The 17,912-nt window shown below is 33.5% G+C and carries 9 protein-coding genes; 6 read left to right on the forward strand and 3 right to left on the reverse strand.

Annotated features, from left to right (window positions below; all coding sequences use genetic code 11):
• Positions 1-13 precede the first annotated feature (13 nt).
• Positions 14-1,192 (forward strand): cystathionine gamma-synthase, encoded by a 1,179-nt coding sequence (locus ABD011_RS02700; RefSeq protein WP_343796774.1) that lies wholly within the window; start codon positions 14-16, stop codon positions 1,190-1,192.
• 72 nt (positions 1,193-1,264) lie between these two features.
• On the opposite strand, the gene ABD011_RS02705 is transcribed toward ABD011_RS02700, so the two are convergent.
• On the reverse strand, positions 1,265-2,071 hold the full coding sequence (locus tag ABD011_RS02705; RefSeq protein WP_343795574.1) for a THC0290_0291 family protein: 807 nt from the start codon (positions 2,069-2,071) through the stop codon (positions 1,265-1,267).
• Positions 2,072-2,296: 225 nt separating this feature from the next.
• Between ABD011_RS02705 and gdhA the strand changes: the two genes are divergently transcribed.
• The 4 genes from gdhA to ABD011_RS02725 all read left to right on the forward strand — a co-directional run bounded on the left by gdhA (position 2,297) and on the right by ABD011_RS02725 (position 9,294).
• Positions 2,297-3,640: an NADP-specific glutamate dehydrogenase gene (gdhA, locus tag ABD011_RS02710; protein ID WP_129759622.1), complete on the forward strand. Its 1,344-nt coding sequence runs from the start codon at positions 2,297-2,299 to the stop codon at positions 3,638-3,640.
• A 117-nt stretch (positions 3,641-3,757) separates the two neighbouring features.
• Complete coding sequence (gene porZ / locus ABD011_RS02715; protein WP_343795576.1) at positions 3,758-6,121, forward strand: type IX secretion system anionic LPS delivery protein PorZ; 2,364 nt, start codon at positions 3,758-3,760, stop codon at positions 6,119-6,121.
• A gap of 16 nt (positions 6,122-6,137) precedes the next feature.
• Entirely contained in the window at positions 6,138-6,857 is a 720-nt protein-coding gene (recO, locus tag ABD011_RS02720) for a DNA repair protein RecO (protein ID WP_343795578.1), read from the forward strand.
• Positions 6,858-6,882: 25 nt separating this feature from the next.
• Positions 6,883-9,294, forward strand: coding sequence for a TonB-dependent receptor (locus tag ABD011_RS02725; RefSeq protein WP_343795580.1), 2,412 nt, complete (start codon positions 6,883-6,885; stop codon positions 9,292-9,294).
• Positions 9,295-9,341: 47 nt separating this feature from the next.
• Here the strand turns inward: ABD011_RS02725 and ABD011_RS02730 are convergent, their stop codons facing one another.
• Positions 9,342-15,011, reverse strand: coding sequence for a GEVED domain-containing protein (locus tag ABD011_RS02730; RefSeq protein WP_343795582.1), 5,670 nt, complete (start codon positions 15,009-15,011; stop codon positions 9,342-9,344).
• A gap of 115 nt (positions 15,012-15,126) precedes the next feature.
• Between ABD011_RS02730 and ABD011_RS02735 the strand changes: the two genes are divergently transcribed.
• Complete coding sequence (locus tag ABD011_RS02735) at positions 15,127-15,597, forward strand: regulatory protein RecX (RefSeq protein WP_343795584.1); 471 nt, start codon at positions 15,127-15,129, stop codon at positions 15,595-15,597.
• A 53-nt stretch (positions 15,598-15,650) separates the two neighbouring features.
• Here ABD011_RS02735 and ABD011_RS02740 read toward each other — a convergent pair whose 3' ends face one another.
• Positions 15,651-17,807 (reverse strand): T9SS type A sorting domain-containing protein, encoded by a 2,157-nt coding sequence (locus ABD011_RS02740; protein ID WP_343795586.1) that lies wholly within the window; start codon positions 17,805-17,807, stop codon positions 15,651-15,653.
• Positions 17,808-17,912: the final 105 nt, after the last annotated feature.

Here is a 17,912-nt window from a genome sequence, read left to right on the forward strand (position 1 = left end):
AATTAAAGGTTAAATTTGTTGTAATTATAAAAACAGAAAGACATTCAGTACTATGAAATTTAATACTAAAACAATACATGGAGGTCAAGAACACGACCCTGCTTATGGTTCGGTTATGCCTCCAATTTATCAAACATCTACTTACGCACAATCTACTCCTGGAGGACACAAAGGATATGAATATTCAAGAACTCATAACCCAACACGTAATGCGCTTGAGAATGCTTTTGCAAGTATAGAAAATGGAAATCATGGGTTAGCATTTGGGTCTGGTTTGGCAGCTATTGATGCAGTAATTAAGCTTTTAAATCCTGGAGATGAAGTTATCTCAACTAACGATTTGTATGGCGGAAGTTATAGATTGTTTACAAGTGTTTTTGAACGCTTTGGAATAAAATTTCATTTTGTAGGAATGGAAAATGCGTCTAGCATTGAAAGCTACGTAAATGAAAATACAAAGCTTATTTGGGTTGAAACACCTACTAACCCAATGATGAATATTATTGATATTAAAGCAGTATCAGCAATTGCTAAAAAGCACAATTTGCTATTAGCAGTTGATAATACTTTTGCTACACCATATTTACAACAACCTTTAGACTTAGGAGCTGATGTTGTAATGCATTCGGCAACTAAATATCTTGGTGGACATAGCGATGTTGTTATGGGAGCATTAGTTGTAAAAGATAAAGCGCTTGCCGAAAAACTGTATTTTATACAAAATGCAAGTGGAGCAGTTTGTGGTCCTCAAGATAGCTTTTTGGTGTTAAGAGGTATAAAAACATTACATGTACGTATGCAACGTCATTGCGAAAATGGTAAAGCAGTTGCTGAGTTTTTAGCAAATCATCCTAAAATTGAAAATGTATATTGGCCTGGGTTTACGAGTCATCCAAACCACGAAGTTGCAAAGTCGCAAATGAAGGATTTTGGAGGAATGGTATCGTTTACCACAAAAGGGAATAATTATGAAGAAGCTATAAAAATTGTTGAGAAATTAAAGGTGTTTACACTTGCTGAGTCTTTAGGAGGTGTAGAATCTTTAGCTGGACATCCAGCAAGTATGACACATGCTAGTATACCAAAAGAAGAGCGCGAAAAAACAGGAGTAGTTGATTCGTTAATTAGGCTTAGCGTTGGTATTGAAGACGAAGCCGATTTAATTGCCGATTTAGAACAGGCTATAGGATAGTTTGAACTTTCAAGAATAATAAAAAAAGACCAACAATTTTGTTGGTCTTTTTTTATTATATATCTTAAAATATTAATCTAAGTAGTAAATGTACCCAAAGTTTAACCACACCAACCAGTCGTTGTACTTGTTATATTCTAGTTTGTGGTCTAAACCGTCAATCCAATCACTAAAATAGTATTGCCAACGAAGGTCTAGCATTAAATCGGATAATTCGGTTAATTTATATCTAACACCAACACTAGTTACTACAGACCACGCATTGACTTTATCTAAATTAATTGGATATTCAGTATCAGTTGCAGGATCAAACCAATAGGAATAAATGTTGTTTTGGTTAAAGATGTTTCCGTCACCATAATCAGTACTTCCTTGTGGACTAGATGAGGTATAATGCGCTCCTAAACTTATAAAGGGAGCAAACCTATAACTAAACGCTTGAAACGAACGAATACTCAATGGGAAATATTCTAACTGCATACCAACATCAAAATTTTCAGCCACACCACGTTGCGCTCTTAATCTATCAGCATTATCACTAACATTATCAGGTCCTACCCATTCACCATGATGTTGTAGGTTGGTTTTATTCCAAGATATTTCACTACGAAGTTTAAAGTGATCGTTAAAGTAGGTGTCAGTAGAGTAGCAGTTACAGTCTGCTCTGTAAGCAAAATTGATGTAGTGAACTATACCAATACCAATACCTGAGTTTCCAAAATTGGTTTCTTCTTCGTTTCTACTACCAAAATCTGATCTAAATTGAACTGGTCCAACTATAGCACCAATTTCGTGGGAAAAACCTAGTTGAGAAAACACATTATTTACATTTGCAAGAAGAACAAATATAATGGTTAACTGTTTCAAATTAAGCGCCATATGGTTTCTTTTAGTGAGGGCATAGATATCAACAAATATATAAAAACTGCTTTAACTACCAAATAATTAGTGTTTAAGCTATAATTATAATTTAAACGTTCTGATTTATAAGATTGTTACTCACATATTATTTTTTTGAGAATAATAAAAAAATAAGTTGTATTTTTTAGAGATAACGTATCTTTGTGCCTTGAAATTATCAATGCATTATTAAATAAATATATAATGAAAGAAAAAATTGAAGCTTTTTTAGACCTTGTAAAAGAAAGAAATGGTCAAGAACCTGAGTTTTTACAAGCAGTAGAAGAAGTAGCTGAAACAGTTATTCCTTATATTGCTAAACACGATATTTATCATGGAAAAAACATTCTATTAAGAATGGTTGAGCCAGAAAGAGTGGTGACTTTTAGAGTGTGTTGGGTAGATGATTCTGGTGAAATACAAGTAAATAGAGGTTATAGAATTCAAATGAACTCTGCAATTGGTCCTTACAAAGGAGGATTACGTTTTCATCCATCAGTAAATATGAGTATTCTTAAGTTTTTGGCTTTTGAACAAGTATTTAAAAACAGTTTAACAACTCTGCCAATGGGTGGAGGTAAAGGAGGAAGTGATTTTGATCCTAAAGGTAAAAGTGACAACGAAATTATGCGTTTTTGTCATTCTTTTATGAGTGAATTATTCCGTCATATTGGACCTCAAACAGATGTTCCTGCAGGAGATATTGGAGTAGGTGCTAGAGAAATAGGATTCCTTTTTGGAATGTATAAAAAATTAAGAAACGAGTTTACTGGAGTTTTAACAGGAAAAGGAATGTCTTGGGGTGGTTCATTAATTAGACCAGAAGCAACAGGTTACGGTAATGTTTACTTTGCTCAAAGTATGCTTAAAACCAAAGGAGATGATTTTAATGGAAAAACAGTAGTAGTTTCTGGATCTGGTAATGTGGCACAATATGCTGCTGAAAAGGCAACTCAATTAGGAGGAAAAGTAGTGACATTATCAGATTCTTCAGGTTACATTTATGATGAAGAAGGTATCGATGCTTCTAAATTAGCGTTTGTAATGGAGCTTAAAAATGTAAAAAGAGGAAGAATTAGTGAGTATGTTGAGAAATATCCTAACGCTAAATTCTTTAAAGGTGAAACGCCATGGAATGTAAAATGTGATGTTGCTTTACCTTGTGCAACACAAAATGAACTTAATGGAGATGATGCTAAAGCATTATTAAATAACGGTTGCATTTGTGTAAGTGAAGGTGCTAACATGCCATCAACTAAAGAGGCGATTGCAGAATTCCATAAAGCTAAAATATTGTTTGCTCCAGGAAAAGCATCTAACGCAGGAGGTGTTGCAACTTCTGGTTTAGAGATGACTCAAAACTCGTTACGTTACAACTGGACGAGAGATGAAGTAGACAATAAGTTAAAAGAAATTATGGCTAATATACATGAAGCATGTATTGAGTATGGTAAAGATGAAGATGGTTATGTTGACTATGTTAGAGGAGCGAACATTGCAGGTTTTGTAAAAGTTGCTGATGCTATGCTAGCTCAAGGAGTAGTGTAAAAATTTTAAAAATATATTATTAAAAGCTCTCAATTTGAGAGCTTTTTTGTTTACAAATTATATTAATATTTAAAATTTGTCGTTTGTAATAAATATATTTGAAACTTAATTTAAAATATGTTGAAACAAATACTCACATTTTTTATTTCATTTATTACTATCTCAGGCTTTTCGCAAGATTATTCTACTTTATGGGAGCAACATTTTTCATATTATGAGATTAAAGATGTTGATCAAGGAGATAACAAGATTTTTGCTGCATCTGAAAATGCAATATTCACTTATGATTTATTAACAGCTGAGATTGATAACATTACAACCGTAAATGGATTATCTGGGGATAATATTACTACCATACATTACAGTGATGTTTATGATATATTATTAATTGGTTATGAAAATGGGTTGATAGAAGCTGTATTTAATGATAAGAGTGTTTTGTCGGTAGTAGATATATTAGAAAAGGAAACACTGTCTCCTGATGTGAAAAAGATAAATCATTTCAACGAATATGAAGGCTTAGTTTATATATCTACTGATTATGGTATTTCAGTATACGACTTAGAAAGACTTGAGTTTGGAGATACTTATTTTATGGGAAATGGTGGAAGTCAAATTATAGTTAATCAAACCACAATATTTGATGGTAATATTTATGCTGCATGTAGTAGCGGAAATGCTATAAAAAAGGCTAATTTAACAAATCCCAATTTAGTAGATTATCTTCAATGGCAAACTATTAGTGTTGGTAATTTTATAACAATACAGTCAGTAAATGATAAATTATATACTGTTAGGTTGAATAGGGTTGCATATGAGATGATAGATGATGCTTTAATTCAATTAAATACTTATGCTGATTTACCATTAGACACTAAAGTTGTTGATGAATATTTAATTATCACTAGCAGATATGATGTTTTTATTTATGATAGTGATTATAATTTATTGCTTAATATAACAACTAATGATGAATATGATACTTTATTTTCATCGGCAACATTAGTTAACAATAATATTTATATAGGCACAAGTAGTTTTGGAGTTTTAAAAACCACTTTTGAAAACCCTACGGAGTTTGACGTCATTAGGCCTGAAGGTCCTTTAAATAATAATGCTTTTAGAATCCAAGCAGGGAATGGTGATTTGTGGGTGACTTTTGGTGACTATACTTTGTCATATAACCCTGCTCCAGTAAGAAGATATGGCATAAGCCATTTAGTTGATGATTCATGGAGAAATATACCTTTTGATAGTTTGTTAGGAGCAAGAAACTTAAATTATATTGCAATCAATCCATTTAATACAGATCAAGTTTTTATTAGTTCTTATCAAGATGGTATATTAGAAATAAACAATGGAGAGGTAAGTACTTTGCTAGATAATACAAATAGTGGATTAGAATCACTAGTGGTTCCTAACAATCCTAATGCATATAGTATTAGGCAGAGTGGTTCTGTGTTTGATAGATCTGGTGTTATGTGGACGATGACAAGTAGAGTCGATAGACCACTTAAATCTTTCAACCCTAGTTCGGGTCAATGGCAATCATTTAGTTTTGAAGAAATTATTCCAGATGGTTTAAATGATGAGGCTGGATTTAGTGATGTTGTTGTTGATGGAAATGGGACAAAGTGGACGGGAGGTTTTTTTAATGGACTCATTGGGTTTAATGAAAATGGTAATTTAATTAGACAAGTTGATGGTTTAGAGAATAATATGCCTTCTGAAATAGTTAGGGCTTTAGCAATAGATTCAAGGAATCAATTATGGATTGGTACATTTAAGGGCTTAAGAGTGTTGTATAATACTTCTGGTTTTTTTGAGGATCCAGACCCATCTGTTAGTGAGATAGTTATTTTAGAAGACGGTATTCCTCAAGAGTTATTGTCCAACCAGTTTATTTCTGATATAAAGGTAGATGGTTCTGATAATAAGTGGGTAGGAACTTTAACTTCAGGAGTTTTTTACTTTTCTCCTGATGGGCAAGAAACTATTTATCATTTCACAAAAGACAATTCACCATTACCTTCAAATACAATAAACGATATTTCAATAGATGACAAAGACGGTAGAGTTTATATTGCAACAGAGAAAGGAATGGTTTCTTTTCTTTCTGGAGGATCTAAGCCTGAAGATGAGTTAAAAAATGCCTTTGTGTATCCAAACCCTGTTAGGCCAGAACATGATCTTTTAGGGTATAATGATTTAAATAATATTACAAAAGGAGTCAAAATAAAAGGGCTTACTGAAAATGTAAACGTAAAGATTACTGATATTGAGGGCAATTTGGTTGCCGAAGCTCAATCTAACGTTAATCAAAGATCTTCTAACTATAATTTTGCTATTGATGGTGGAACAGGAGTGTGGAATGGTAAAAACCTAGCTAATAATGTTGTTGCAACAGGTGTGTATCTAATTATGATTTCCGATTTAGATTCTTTTGAAACAAAAGTTTTAAAGCTCCTCATTGTAAGATAATCCAATTACACAGTTTATGCTTATAAAAACTAATGTAATTGTTCTTTCAAAACTCAAATACAGAGATAACGATCTTATTGTAAAATGCTATACCAAGCATAGAGGTTTGGTGAGTTATATTTTAAGAGGTGTTCTCAAATCTAGAAAAGGTAGTGCTAAAACTGCCTATTTTCAACCGTTAACTCAGCTTCAAGTTGAAGAAAACTATCGACCTAATCAATCTCTTCAAACCCTTAAAGAAGTTAAACCTAAGTATGTTTACGAAAGTATAAATACCAATGTTTTAAAAGGGTCTGTTGCTATGTTTTTGTCAGAAGTGTTATCAAATACATTAAAAGAGGAGGAGAAAAATGATTTGTTGTTTGAATATTTAGAGACTACACTACTTTGGTTGGATAATGAAAGTAGTTTTTCAAACTTTCATCTATTATTTTTACTTAACTTAACAAAGCATTTAGGGTTTTATCCTCAACAGTCAAATATTGATAATAAATACTTTAACTTAAGCAGTGGAGAGTTTGAGGTAAACAAGACTAATATGTATTCCATTTCTGGAGAAAATTTAGCGCTCTTAAAACAGCTGTTAGGCATAAATTTTGATGCATTAAATACGATTAAATTAAACTCAAAACAAAGGCAATCGTTTTTAAATATGATATTACTTTATTATGAGTTACACTTAGGAGATTTTAAAAAACCTAAATCGCTAACTGTTTTTAATCAAGTATTTAACTGACTAAAACCAACAAAAAAAACGTACAATGAAACACAAATTTCTATTTGTATTAATTTGCTTTACTTCATTTTTACAGGCACAACAAATTCAAGTTCTTGAAAAAGGGACAAACTTGCCTGTTTCTGGAGTTACAATTTATAATTCTGATAAATCTAAATCGGTAATTACTGATATCGATGGATATACGACTTTAAGTCAGTTTGATGATAATGAAACTATCTTTTTTCAAAACTTGTTATATCAAAAACTAAAAACGAGCAAAGCGGAAATAGCAAGTAACAATTTTATTGTGTATTTAACTCAAAACGTTGAAGGGTTGAATGAGGTAGTAGTTTCTGCCTCAAAATTTGAACAAAGCAAGAGAGATATTCCTCAAAAGGTAATCAGTTTTGATGCTGAAAAAATTCAGTTTTCAAATCCGCAAACAAGTGCAGATTTATTAGAAAACACTGGTAATATTTACGTTCAAAAAAGCCAGTTGGGTGGTGGAAGCCCAATGATTAGAGGGTTTTCAACTAATCGTTTGCTTATAACAGTTGATGGTGTTAGAATGAATAATGCCATTTTTAGAGGAGGTAATCTTCAAAATGTAATCTCTATTGATCCTTTTTCTATTCAAAATACCGAAGTTAATTTAGGAGCAGGCTCTGTTGTTTATGGTAGCGATGCCATTGGTGGAGTTATGAGTTTTTATACTAAAAAACCTCAGCTTTCGTATTCAGACTCTTTGTTTTTTAAAGCCAATGCAGTAGCAAGATATGCAACAGCAAATAGTGAAAAAACAGGACACCTAGACTTAAATTTCGGACTTAAAAAATGGGCGTTTTTAACAAGCGTAAGTTATACTAATTTTGACGATTTAAGAATGGGATCTCATGGTCCAGATGAATACATTAGACCTGAATATGTTGAAACCATTAATGGCGAAGACGTTATTGTTGCTAATGATGAACCCTTAGTACAAAAACCAACAGGCTACGATCAAATTAATCTTCTACAAAAAATTAAGTATCAACCTGAAGATAACCAAAGCTTTGATTTAGGACTGTATTATACTGAAACTTCAGAGTATTCTAGATACGACCGATTAATAAGATATCGAGGCGACGATTTAAGATCTGCCGAATGGAATTACGGACCACAACGTTGGTTTATGGCAAACTTACAGTACACTAAACTGAGCAGTAACTCTAGCTTTTATGATAAAATACAAACGAATGTTGCTTTTCAAAATTTTCAGGAAAGCAGAATTGATAGAGATTTTCAGTCTGTTGAAAGAAATACAACCGAAGAAAGTGTAGATGCTATATCTTTTAACCTTGATCTTGAAAAGCAGTTGGGTTCAAAAACAGAATTGTTTTATGGTGTAGAATACGTTTACAATAAAATTAAATCAGATGGAAACACATACAACATAGAAACCAACGAGACTGCAAATACAGTGTCAAGATATCCTGATGGTTCTGATTGGCAATCTATGGCAGCTTACTCAAGTTTGAAATATAAACCTAATCCTAAATTTGTATTCCAAACAGGAGTGCGTTATAATCATATTATTTCAAATGCTGATTTTACTGAAAACAATCAGTTTTTGAACCTTCCGTTTAATGAATCAAAAATTAATGCAGGAGCATTTACTGGGACAGCAGGAATAAGCTGGATACCAAACGAAACCATCCAATGGAAATTAAATGCCTCTTCGGCTTTTAGAGCTCCAAATATGGATGACATTGGTAAGGTGTTTGACTCTGAACCTGGTTCAGTAGTTGTGCCTAATAACAATTTAAAACCAGAGTATGCTTATGGTGGTGAGCTTGGGCTTAATTTAAATTTTGATCAAACATTTATCATTGACCTTTCAACGTATTATACCTATTTAGATAATGCACTTGTGCGAAGAGACTTTAATATTAATGGTGAAACTGAAATAGAGTATAATGGTGAATTAAGTAATGTGCAAGCTATTCAAAATGCATCTAAAGCTTGGATTTATGGTTTTGAAGCAGGAGCTCAACTCAATTTTTCTGAAAAGTTTAAACTTACCACTCAATATAATATAATAGGAGGAACAGAAGAAGATAATGGTATTGAAGTTCCTGTAAGACATGCAGCTCCAAACTTTGGAAACACACATTTAGTTTGGCAAAATGATAAGTTACAGTTAGATGCATTTGCGGTTTATAACAATGAGTTGTCATTTAATCAATTGGCACCTTCTGAAGCTGAAAAAGATTACATCTATGCTTTGGATGCTAACGGAAATCCTTATTCGCCTTCTTGGTATACTCTTAATTTAAGAACTAAGTATAAGATTACTGATGCAGCAACACTAATAGCGAGTTTAGAAAACATTACAGACCAACGCTATAAAACATATTCATCAGGTATTGCTTCTGCTGGAAGAAATTTAATTCTGTCCTTGATGTACACATTATAAATAAAAAAAGCCTCCAACTTAGGAGGCTTTTTTGTGTGATGATTATTTTATTTTCGTTTCACTGCTTTCTTAGTAATTACTTGTCCGTTTGACAATGTTACTTTAGCCAAATAGGTGGCTTGACTTAAAGCCGAAAGGTTATAAATTTCTGAATTGCTATTACCATTAAAGTTGTATAGCGTTCTTCCTAAAAGATCAATAATTTCAACATGTTCAATAGTAATATTTGCACCTATAGTGAATTTAACATCATTATCGTTAAGCTCAATGATTGTTAAATCTTTAGGACTAATATCTTTATCGTCAATTGATAGCGCTTCTGGTATAAATACAATTTCAAAGCGCTCATTAAACTCACCAGCTTCTGATGTAAAAGTATAATCAGTTTCTGATAGGTTGTGAGTGATATTTAATAATTTATCTTTTACATAAATAGTATTAGTGGTTAAAAATTCACCTTCTAGTTTTGAGATAGTTAAGGTGTAAATTGTAGGTGTATTTATTAATGTACTAAATCCTAAAGGAATTACTTCGTTTAAGGTTAAACTCTCTGGCGCTTTTCCTTGAATGGTATACTTTTTATCAGAACCTTCAATAATTGAATACATCACAGCATTAACGTTTGGCGAAGCCATAGGAGCATCAAAATACATTTTATCCAAACCGTTAGTTGCATTGTTAACATAACCTACTAAAATTTGATTAAACACTCCATTATCAGTTGTTAGATCTAACCATAATTTATTAGGTGTGTTGGTTGTGTTTTGTCTAAAGAATTGAGAGTTATCGTTGGTTCCTCTTACACGCATTGAATTATTAAAAACAACACGTTTTCTTTGTATATCTCCAGCTTGAGCTGTTGGGTTTGAAACATACTCAGTAGTAGGAGCAGTATCAGACATTGCAATAAAAAATGCTTGACCCGAAGGAATCATTCTATTAGTTGGGTCACTGCCATCTCCACCAGCACTAGTAGCTGTTTCTCCTACACCATTAATGATAGCATAATCACTTTGAGAAAAATTCAACACCTCATTACCGCTTGTATTGCCATCAGGAGGAGTGTTTTGTGACCATAAGTAAATAGCTCCATCAACAACTCTGTTAGTGGCAGTGCCTATATCTGCATTGTAATTTAAAAATGCATCAGCACTTATGGCAGAAGGATATGGGTTTCCAAGTAAATTCCAGTTATTATCGTTGGTTTCCTCATCATTTCTATACATCCAAACTTCAATAACACCATTATTAAAAAGACCTCTAAATGAATAAGTAAATTGACAGTTAGGACCATTATTACAAGGAAGTGCACTAAATAAGCCAGAATCGTGAGTTGAAGCGTACCCAACACCAGGAGTCATAAAATCACTATTGTTTGTTTGTTGCCAATCGTACCCTGTACCATCAGCAAATGAGCTTGGATCATCTATATTGTCTTGACCAATTATAAATGTGTTAGTATTGTTAATTTCTTGATTAGAATCTCTATAGTCCTGAGCACTAAATTTAAAACGCCTGTTACTCGAAGCATCTACTAAAGCATCTCCAATAGTTTCTTCAAAAACAGGAGAACTCCAGTAGGTGTATTCATACCAGTTATCCATCATTGCAGTTCTCTTATTAACTTGAATATTGTCAGGATTATCGGCAGTTACTAAACCATCATCATTAATTTGTACAAAAGCACCTTGAGGATGAACTAATATTGAAGCTGTACCATTTAGTATAAGATCATTACCAACTTCTACATACGTGTTAACACCACCATTGTTAGCATCTGCAATAATAAGCTCTGCATCATTAATGATTAAATTACAAGCCTCAAAGCTTGTTTCTCCATTAACGTTTACACTAGTATTATAATCGGCATTTAAAATTGCAGTCTTATTAGAAGCAGGAGCAGATGACCAGTTTGTTCCGTCCCAAATTGCTGTTTCAGCACTTATTTTAACAGCATTACTAGCTGTATAACAAGTGCTAGAATTTTCCCTAACTTGACAATAGAATTGATAATCAATATAAGTAATTGGGTTAATTATATCTAGTGTTGCTGATGTTGAATCATTATTAAAATCGACATTATTAGGAACAGCAACAAAAGTAGTAGCGTTTGGTGCAAGGTAGTACCATTGATAACTTAAAGGTAGACCTCCTGCAACACCTTCAGAGCCATTTACTGTAAGTTGAATGGAGTTATTACAGTCAAAAGTAGGTGTGTTTAATACAGAAACTGTTGGTGGAATTCCTAAAGAAAAATCAAATAGCCCAATGTCTAAATAATCAGAATCAGAACAATCAGTCCAGTCAATCATATCCCAATCATTAATGTCAAATGTGCTAGAAGGCAATGGAGTAGCATTATTTTGTCTTCTAAAATTAACACCATCACCACCAATACCTAGTCCATTAGCCCATGTGCTACTTCCATAAACTCCAAATGCATCAATAATAGAAGTTGTGGAAATTCTGTAAAGAGCAATCATATCAGAGCTATTATTGTCAAAATTAATTCCACTTGATGAACTAAAAGTTTGGTTAGGGCTCACACTCAAATTATTTAATGGACTACAAGATGTTGTCCCAAGCGCTACAACATAAACGCTACCAGATGTTAAGTTACCAGATAATACATTTGAACTAGAAGGGCTTGCATTACCATTATTGTATACATTTATACTATAATCTGATAAATTTATTGTGCCTGATGTACCATTAAAAATCTCAACATAGGATGAACTTCCACTTGTTGCATCTGTAACCTCGCTTATAAATAAATCATTTGGAATTGTTGATGACAGAGCAGTTTCACAACCACTAATTGCATTATCAATAAAAGTAAAAGTATTTGTAGAAGAACAGCCAGTTGGAAATTGAACAACTAAATTTCCTGATGTTGCACCAGCAGGTACTAAAACAACAAGCTCAGTAGAAGTTGAAGAAACCGTCGTCATAAGTAAGCCATTTAATTCAGCGTAGGCTCCAGTTAAATCTTCAGCAGAAGAGATTGTTACTTCAGTGTTTTCAGGTCCTTCAATTGGCCAAATAGAACTAACTAAAGTTGCTGTGCATACTCCTGTGCCTTCAATATCAAAAGTATAAGGGTTCTCGTCGCTATCAGAATTAATTATACTCACAGTAGCTGTTCTTGTTCCATCAGCAGTAGGAGAAAATTCTATTCTAAATTCAGAATCAGAAGATGAAGCTATAGAGGTATTAGGTTGTAGGGTTACTGTAAAATCACTAGCATTAGTACCTGTAATTTCAACGATAGGTGCTCCAGTAAGGTTTAAAGCAGTTGCTCCAATGTTTTCTACAAAATAACTTTTTTCAGCACTAGTTGACCCTACGTTTGTTGAGCCAAATAATGTATTGTTTAAGCCATAAGGAGCGTTAAAGCCGTTTGGTATAGTAATATTATTACCTTTTACATTTATTTCAGCATTTGTTGGTTGAATAACATTAATGGTGTAATCTTCAACCTCACCAAAATCAAAATCTTCACAAGGTGTTGCGTAAGGTCCTCCATTATCTGATTTTGCACTTACTCTCATTCTTATATTTCCAAGTACAGCGTTTGTAGGAACAGTAATAGATAAAGGAGATAAAGATGGTTGAGCGTTTGCGCTATTGGTGGTTGTTCCTAGTTCAAAGGCTTCGTTCCCAGAATTATTAAAAGTTCCGTCTTGATTCCAATCTATCCAAACTTTTACATAAGACGTATAATTACCTGAAGTGTTGACATTAACACTTAAATTATAATTATCACCTAAAGTCAAATTGGTTGTAATTGCTGTATAATCAGAATAACTATTTGTAGAAACAGTTGTATTATCAATAGTGTTTAGATTAACATTTAAAATACCTGAGGCATTAGTTCCTCCATCAGCACCACAATATGTTAATGAAGGTACTGAACAAACTTCTACGCCTTCAGACCAAGTTGTGCCTCTTCTTATAAATACTTTAAAGCAATAATTTAAGCCATTAACTAAACCAGTAACTGATTTATTGGTAACATTTGCTGTTGTTTCGTAAACAAGCTGATTAGGTGTAGTATAAACATCATTGTCAGCTCCTGAATAAGCTGAGCCATCACCTGTTGGAGTAAAGGTAACTGAACCTTGGTTAGCTACTATAATTAATTGATCCCAACAAGAAGTAGGTGTTGGATTATTCCAACTTAAATTGACTTGGTTAGTAAGAGGTGTAGCAGTTAGGTTGCTAATATCTCCTTGAGCGATACCATTGGTAACCGTACTTCCGCCTGTGCCACCACTTGCCCATCCAGTAAGTGTTTCGCCAACATAAGAATATACTGTAAACGAATAATTGTTATTCTCAGTTAATCCTGTAATAGTAGCAGATGTAGCATTACCTTTATAAACGACGCGACCTAATGAAGCAGGTGTTACAGGAGTAGCTAATGAAAAATCTGAATTAGCAGTATAAGTGTTAGCATCAGTTTTGGTTCCTGCAGGATCGGTTCCTCCGTCGATTGCAAAAACAACATAACCTGTTGGAGTGATTCCAGTTGGAAGTGTCCAGCTTAAAATAACGCTATTGTCTTCAAAACAACCTGAAATACCAGTTACGTTATTTGGATTAGGATTAGAAAGATTTAAAGTAGCACTGTTTGAGGTTGTTGAACCACAAGTATTACTTAAGACACATCTGTAAATATTACCATCCATTGTCGCGTTTGTAGCTCCAGTAGTATAGGTGTTAGTTGTAGCTCCAGTGCCACCTGTTACATTGTTCCAACCCGAACCAGAGTTAACTTCCCATTGGTATGTTGTAGCATTACTAGAAGCAACAGAGAATGTTGCTGTGTTTGGTATTATTTCATTTTGATTGGTTGGTTGTGTAGTTATATTAGGTGCAGTAATTCCTGTACCAGTTAAAATGCTTGTAGCATCATCGGTTATTGTTGTGCTACTTATTGTTAAAGTAGCTGTTTGGGCTCCAAAAGCAGTAGGAGTAAATGTAACATCATAGGTAGCTGTACCAGAAGGAGCTATAGTAGTCGAAGATAAATTGCTTACTACAAACTGAGGGTCATCTGAAACCACATTAACATCAACTGCAGGCACAGCTCCATTATTGGTTATTGTATACTGTAGTGTTGAAGCAGATGTATTTAAACAAGATGAGCCATGATCTGTAGCAGCACCAGAAATGGCAAGGTCTGAGGTTATAATATAATCAGAAATAGAGATATCATCTATATTTAATCTACGGTTGGCAGTTCCTGAAGGTGTCTCTCTTATGATTCTAATTCTGGCTGAACCTGTGATATTAACAGTTGCATTAAAGGTCTGAACAACACTGCTTGCAGGAGCTGTAAATGTGCTTCCTGCTTGGATCCAATTCGCTCCATTATCGATGCTGTATTCTACTCTCCAATCTACTTGTGCATCAGTTCCGTATCTTCTGTAATCAAAAGAAATTGTACCTATTCCATTTGTCTTATTTTGTAGCATGGAAATTGACGAAGATCCGTACCCTCTTAATCTTGCTGATTGAGATCCGTTTTTCCAATCATTGGCTAGATCACCGATTAGAGCATCAGTCATGTTCCAATCGATCCCATTTAATGTAACTGTGCCAGATGCATAACCAGTTTTACTGTCATCTTCAAAATTTACATCATATTGTGCATTAATTGAAAAAAATCCAAATAGAAATGCTATTAATACGAGGGAGTATTTCTTTTTCATAAAGGGAAAAATTATATAACGCTAAAAATACAAGCTGTAAATATAAGCTAAATTACTTAATTTTCAAGGGGTTGAGTTTTCGGTTTTATTAACAAATTGTTACTATTTTTGCACTATGCATCGACCAAAAACATATACTTTAGACGAAGCGCAAAAACGGATGGAACGGTATTGTGCGTATCAAGAACGTTGTCATCAAGAAGTGACCAAAAAGTTATATGAAATGCGAATGATTCCTGAGGCAAGAGACAAAATTATTGTGCATTTGCTTGAGCATAATTTTTTAAACGAAGAGCGTTTTACAAAGACGTTTGTTTTAGGGAAGTTTAGAATAAAAAAATGGGGTCGTAAGCGCTTAGAGTTAGAGCTTAAAAGACGGGAAATTAGTGCTTATAATATCAAGTTAGCGTTCAAAGAAATTTCTGATGCTGAATACCTAGAAGCCTTTAACCAACTTGCCGAAAAAAAAGTAGCACAAATAAAGGAATCTAACCTTCAAAAGAAAAGAAAAAAACTAGCAGATTATTTACTGTATAGAGGTTGGGAAACCCATTTAGTATACGATAAAGTAAATGAGCTGATATAAAAAAAGCCCTTGAGTAAATACTACAAGGACTTTTTTAAAACCAAAGGTGAAATTTAAAACTGCTTTATGAATTTTTTGGTTAATCTAGTATGGTTTGTTAGGGTTGTTTCAATAATATAATTGCCTTTAGAAAGTTGTGAAGTGTTAATAACAACTTCATTGTTATTGGCTTTAGTTTCATTTACTACTTGACCTAAAACAGTATAAAGTTTTACTTGTGCTATGTCTTGAGTTTTGTGTTTAACTTTAATACTCGTTCTGTCTAAATTGTAAATTGAAAAATCATTTATTTCAGCTTCAGAAACACTTAGAGTACTGTTCTCTGTAAAAACTATTTCAAATCTGTTATCATGTTCTCCTGCTATAGCATTAAACGTATAATCAGCTGATGATAAATCATGTTCTATACTTAAAAAATTATCTCTTAAATAAATAGTATTGGTATTTAAAAAATCGCCTTCAAGCTGAGGTATTGATATAGTAAATTGAGCGTCTTCAGTTGCTATAAATCCTAAAGGGATTATTTCATTTTCAGTAAGTGTACTAGGCGCTTTACCTTGTATAGCTAGTTTGTGAACATCTGTTTCGTTAATTAGTGAATATAAATAAGCATTAGCACCACTTGCTAGGTTTTTTTCAGCATCATAAAAACTAGAGTCTTCACCATCAGTTGCACCATTAACATAAGCCACAAGAGTTTGATTAAATGCACCATTGTTATTGGTAAGGTTAACCCATAATCTACTTTCGGCTGAAGGACTACAAGAACCTGCATCTCTAAAAAATTGATTGTTACTAATGTCGTCTCCCATACGCATGCTGTTGGTAAAGGTTACATTGGCGTTTGCTAAACCTTGAATAAAAAAGCTCTGTCCTGAAGGGATGTATCTACAAGGTACAATACCTGATCCACCTGCAATTTGTCCGCTTCCGTTAATAACAGCATAATCATTGGTGTTAAAGTTTAGTGTTTCATTACCTGTGTTATTACCGCTAGGAGGTGATGCTTGTGACCATAAATAAACTGCGTTAGAGACTACACCTGTATTTTCAGTAAAAAAGGCATCAACACTTATTGCTGAAGGATATGGATTTCCTATCATATTCCAATCGTTATCTCCATTGTCTCCATTATAATATATAGGTGTCGTTATATCTCCTGTGTTAAATGGTCCGCTAAAGGTGTATGGATATGAAGTTCCAGATGAAAACCCACTTGCTGTATGTGTTGCTGCATATCCTGTTCCTGGTTGTAAAACTGTTGCGTCAGAAATACTTTGCCAATCGTTACCATCATCATCAATATTATCATGTCCAGCAACATATGTTCCAGTATTTCCAATTTCATCTAAAACATCAAGATAATTTTGTGCATTATAAACAAAACGATATTGAGATGATGAAAGCGCATCTCCAGCAGTTTCACCAACAACTGGCGAACTCCAATAGGTATAATTGTACCAGTTGTTTAATTGTGCAGTTTGCTTTACAACGTTAGAAGTACCACCTACATTAACAGTAAATGTACCTGTATCTTCAACTTGCACAAAAGCACCATAATGAGCTACAGTTATTGTTCCATCAACTACTACGTCAGTAGTTACAGAGACATGTGTGTTATCACCAACTGATAATGTATGACCTGCATTAACTTGAAGACTCCACGAGTTTATGTTTCCTTGAAGATTAGTAATATAATCAGCATTTATCTCAACAATACTGTTTTCGTTAGGTTGAGAGTTGCTCCATGAAGTTCCATTCCATGTCGTAGAGTGTCTAACAACTTCACCACTTACAGAAACAGATTCAGAAACAGAAGGGTTTGGTAATAACTCAGGGGCTGAAATTGCTATAGTTCCATTATAGTTTCCAATAACTAGTCCGCTTTCAAGTCTAATGTAAACGATTACGGAGCCAGAGCTAATTAATGCTCCTGGAATAGTAATTTCAGAACTATATCCTGAGTTTTCATTAGTAGAAACCTCATAACCAGTTGGGGCAGTAATGGTGTAAGGTCTACTTAATGAAAACGCATCGGATACTAAAAAAAATTGTGCAGCTGAGGGACCATTTTCATATTCGTATGAAAATCCACTAATTGAAGGTACGCTAACAGTGTAAGCTAAAGCTTTTGCTTGTGTTAATACTCCAAAGCAAAAAGCAATGGTCAATACACGTATAACTCGTAGGTTAAGTAATTTAATTATCATAGGTTAAGTTTGGATTTGGTTAATTGTTGAGTAATTATACAACTTTAGATTAACTAACCTATGAAACGCAATTTGTTTTCGATTAAATGATTATTTATGTAGGAT

This window comes from Gaetbulibacter jejuensis (genome assembly GCF_039524015.1).
In the GTDB taxonomy this organism is placed as follows: domain Bacteria; phylum Bacteroidota; class Bacteroidia; order Flavobacteriales; family Flavobacteriaceae; genus Gaetbulibacter_B; species Gaetbulibacter_B jejuensis.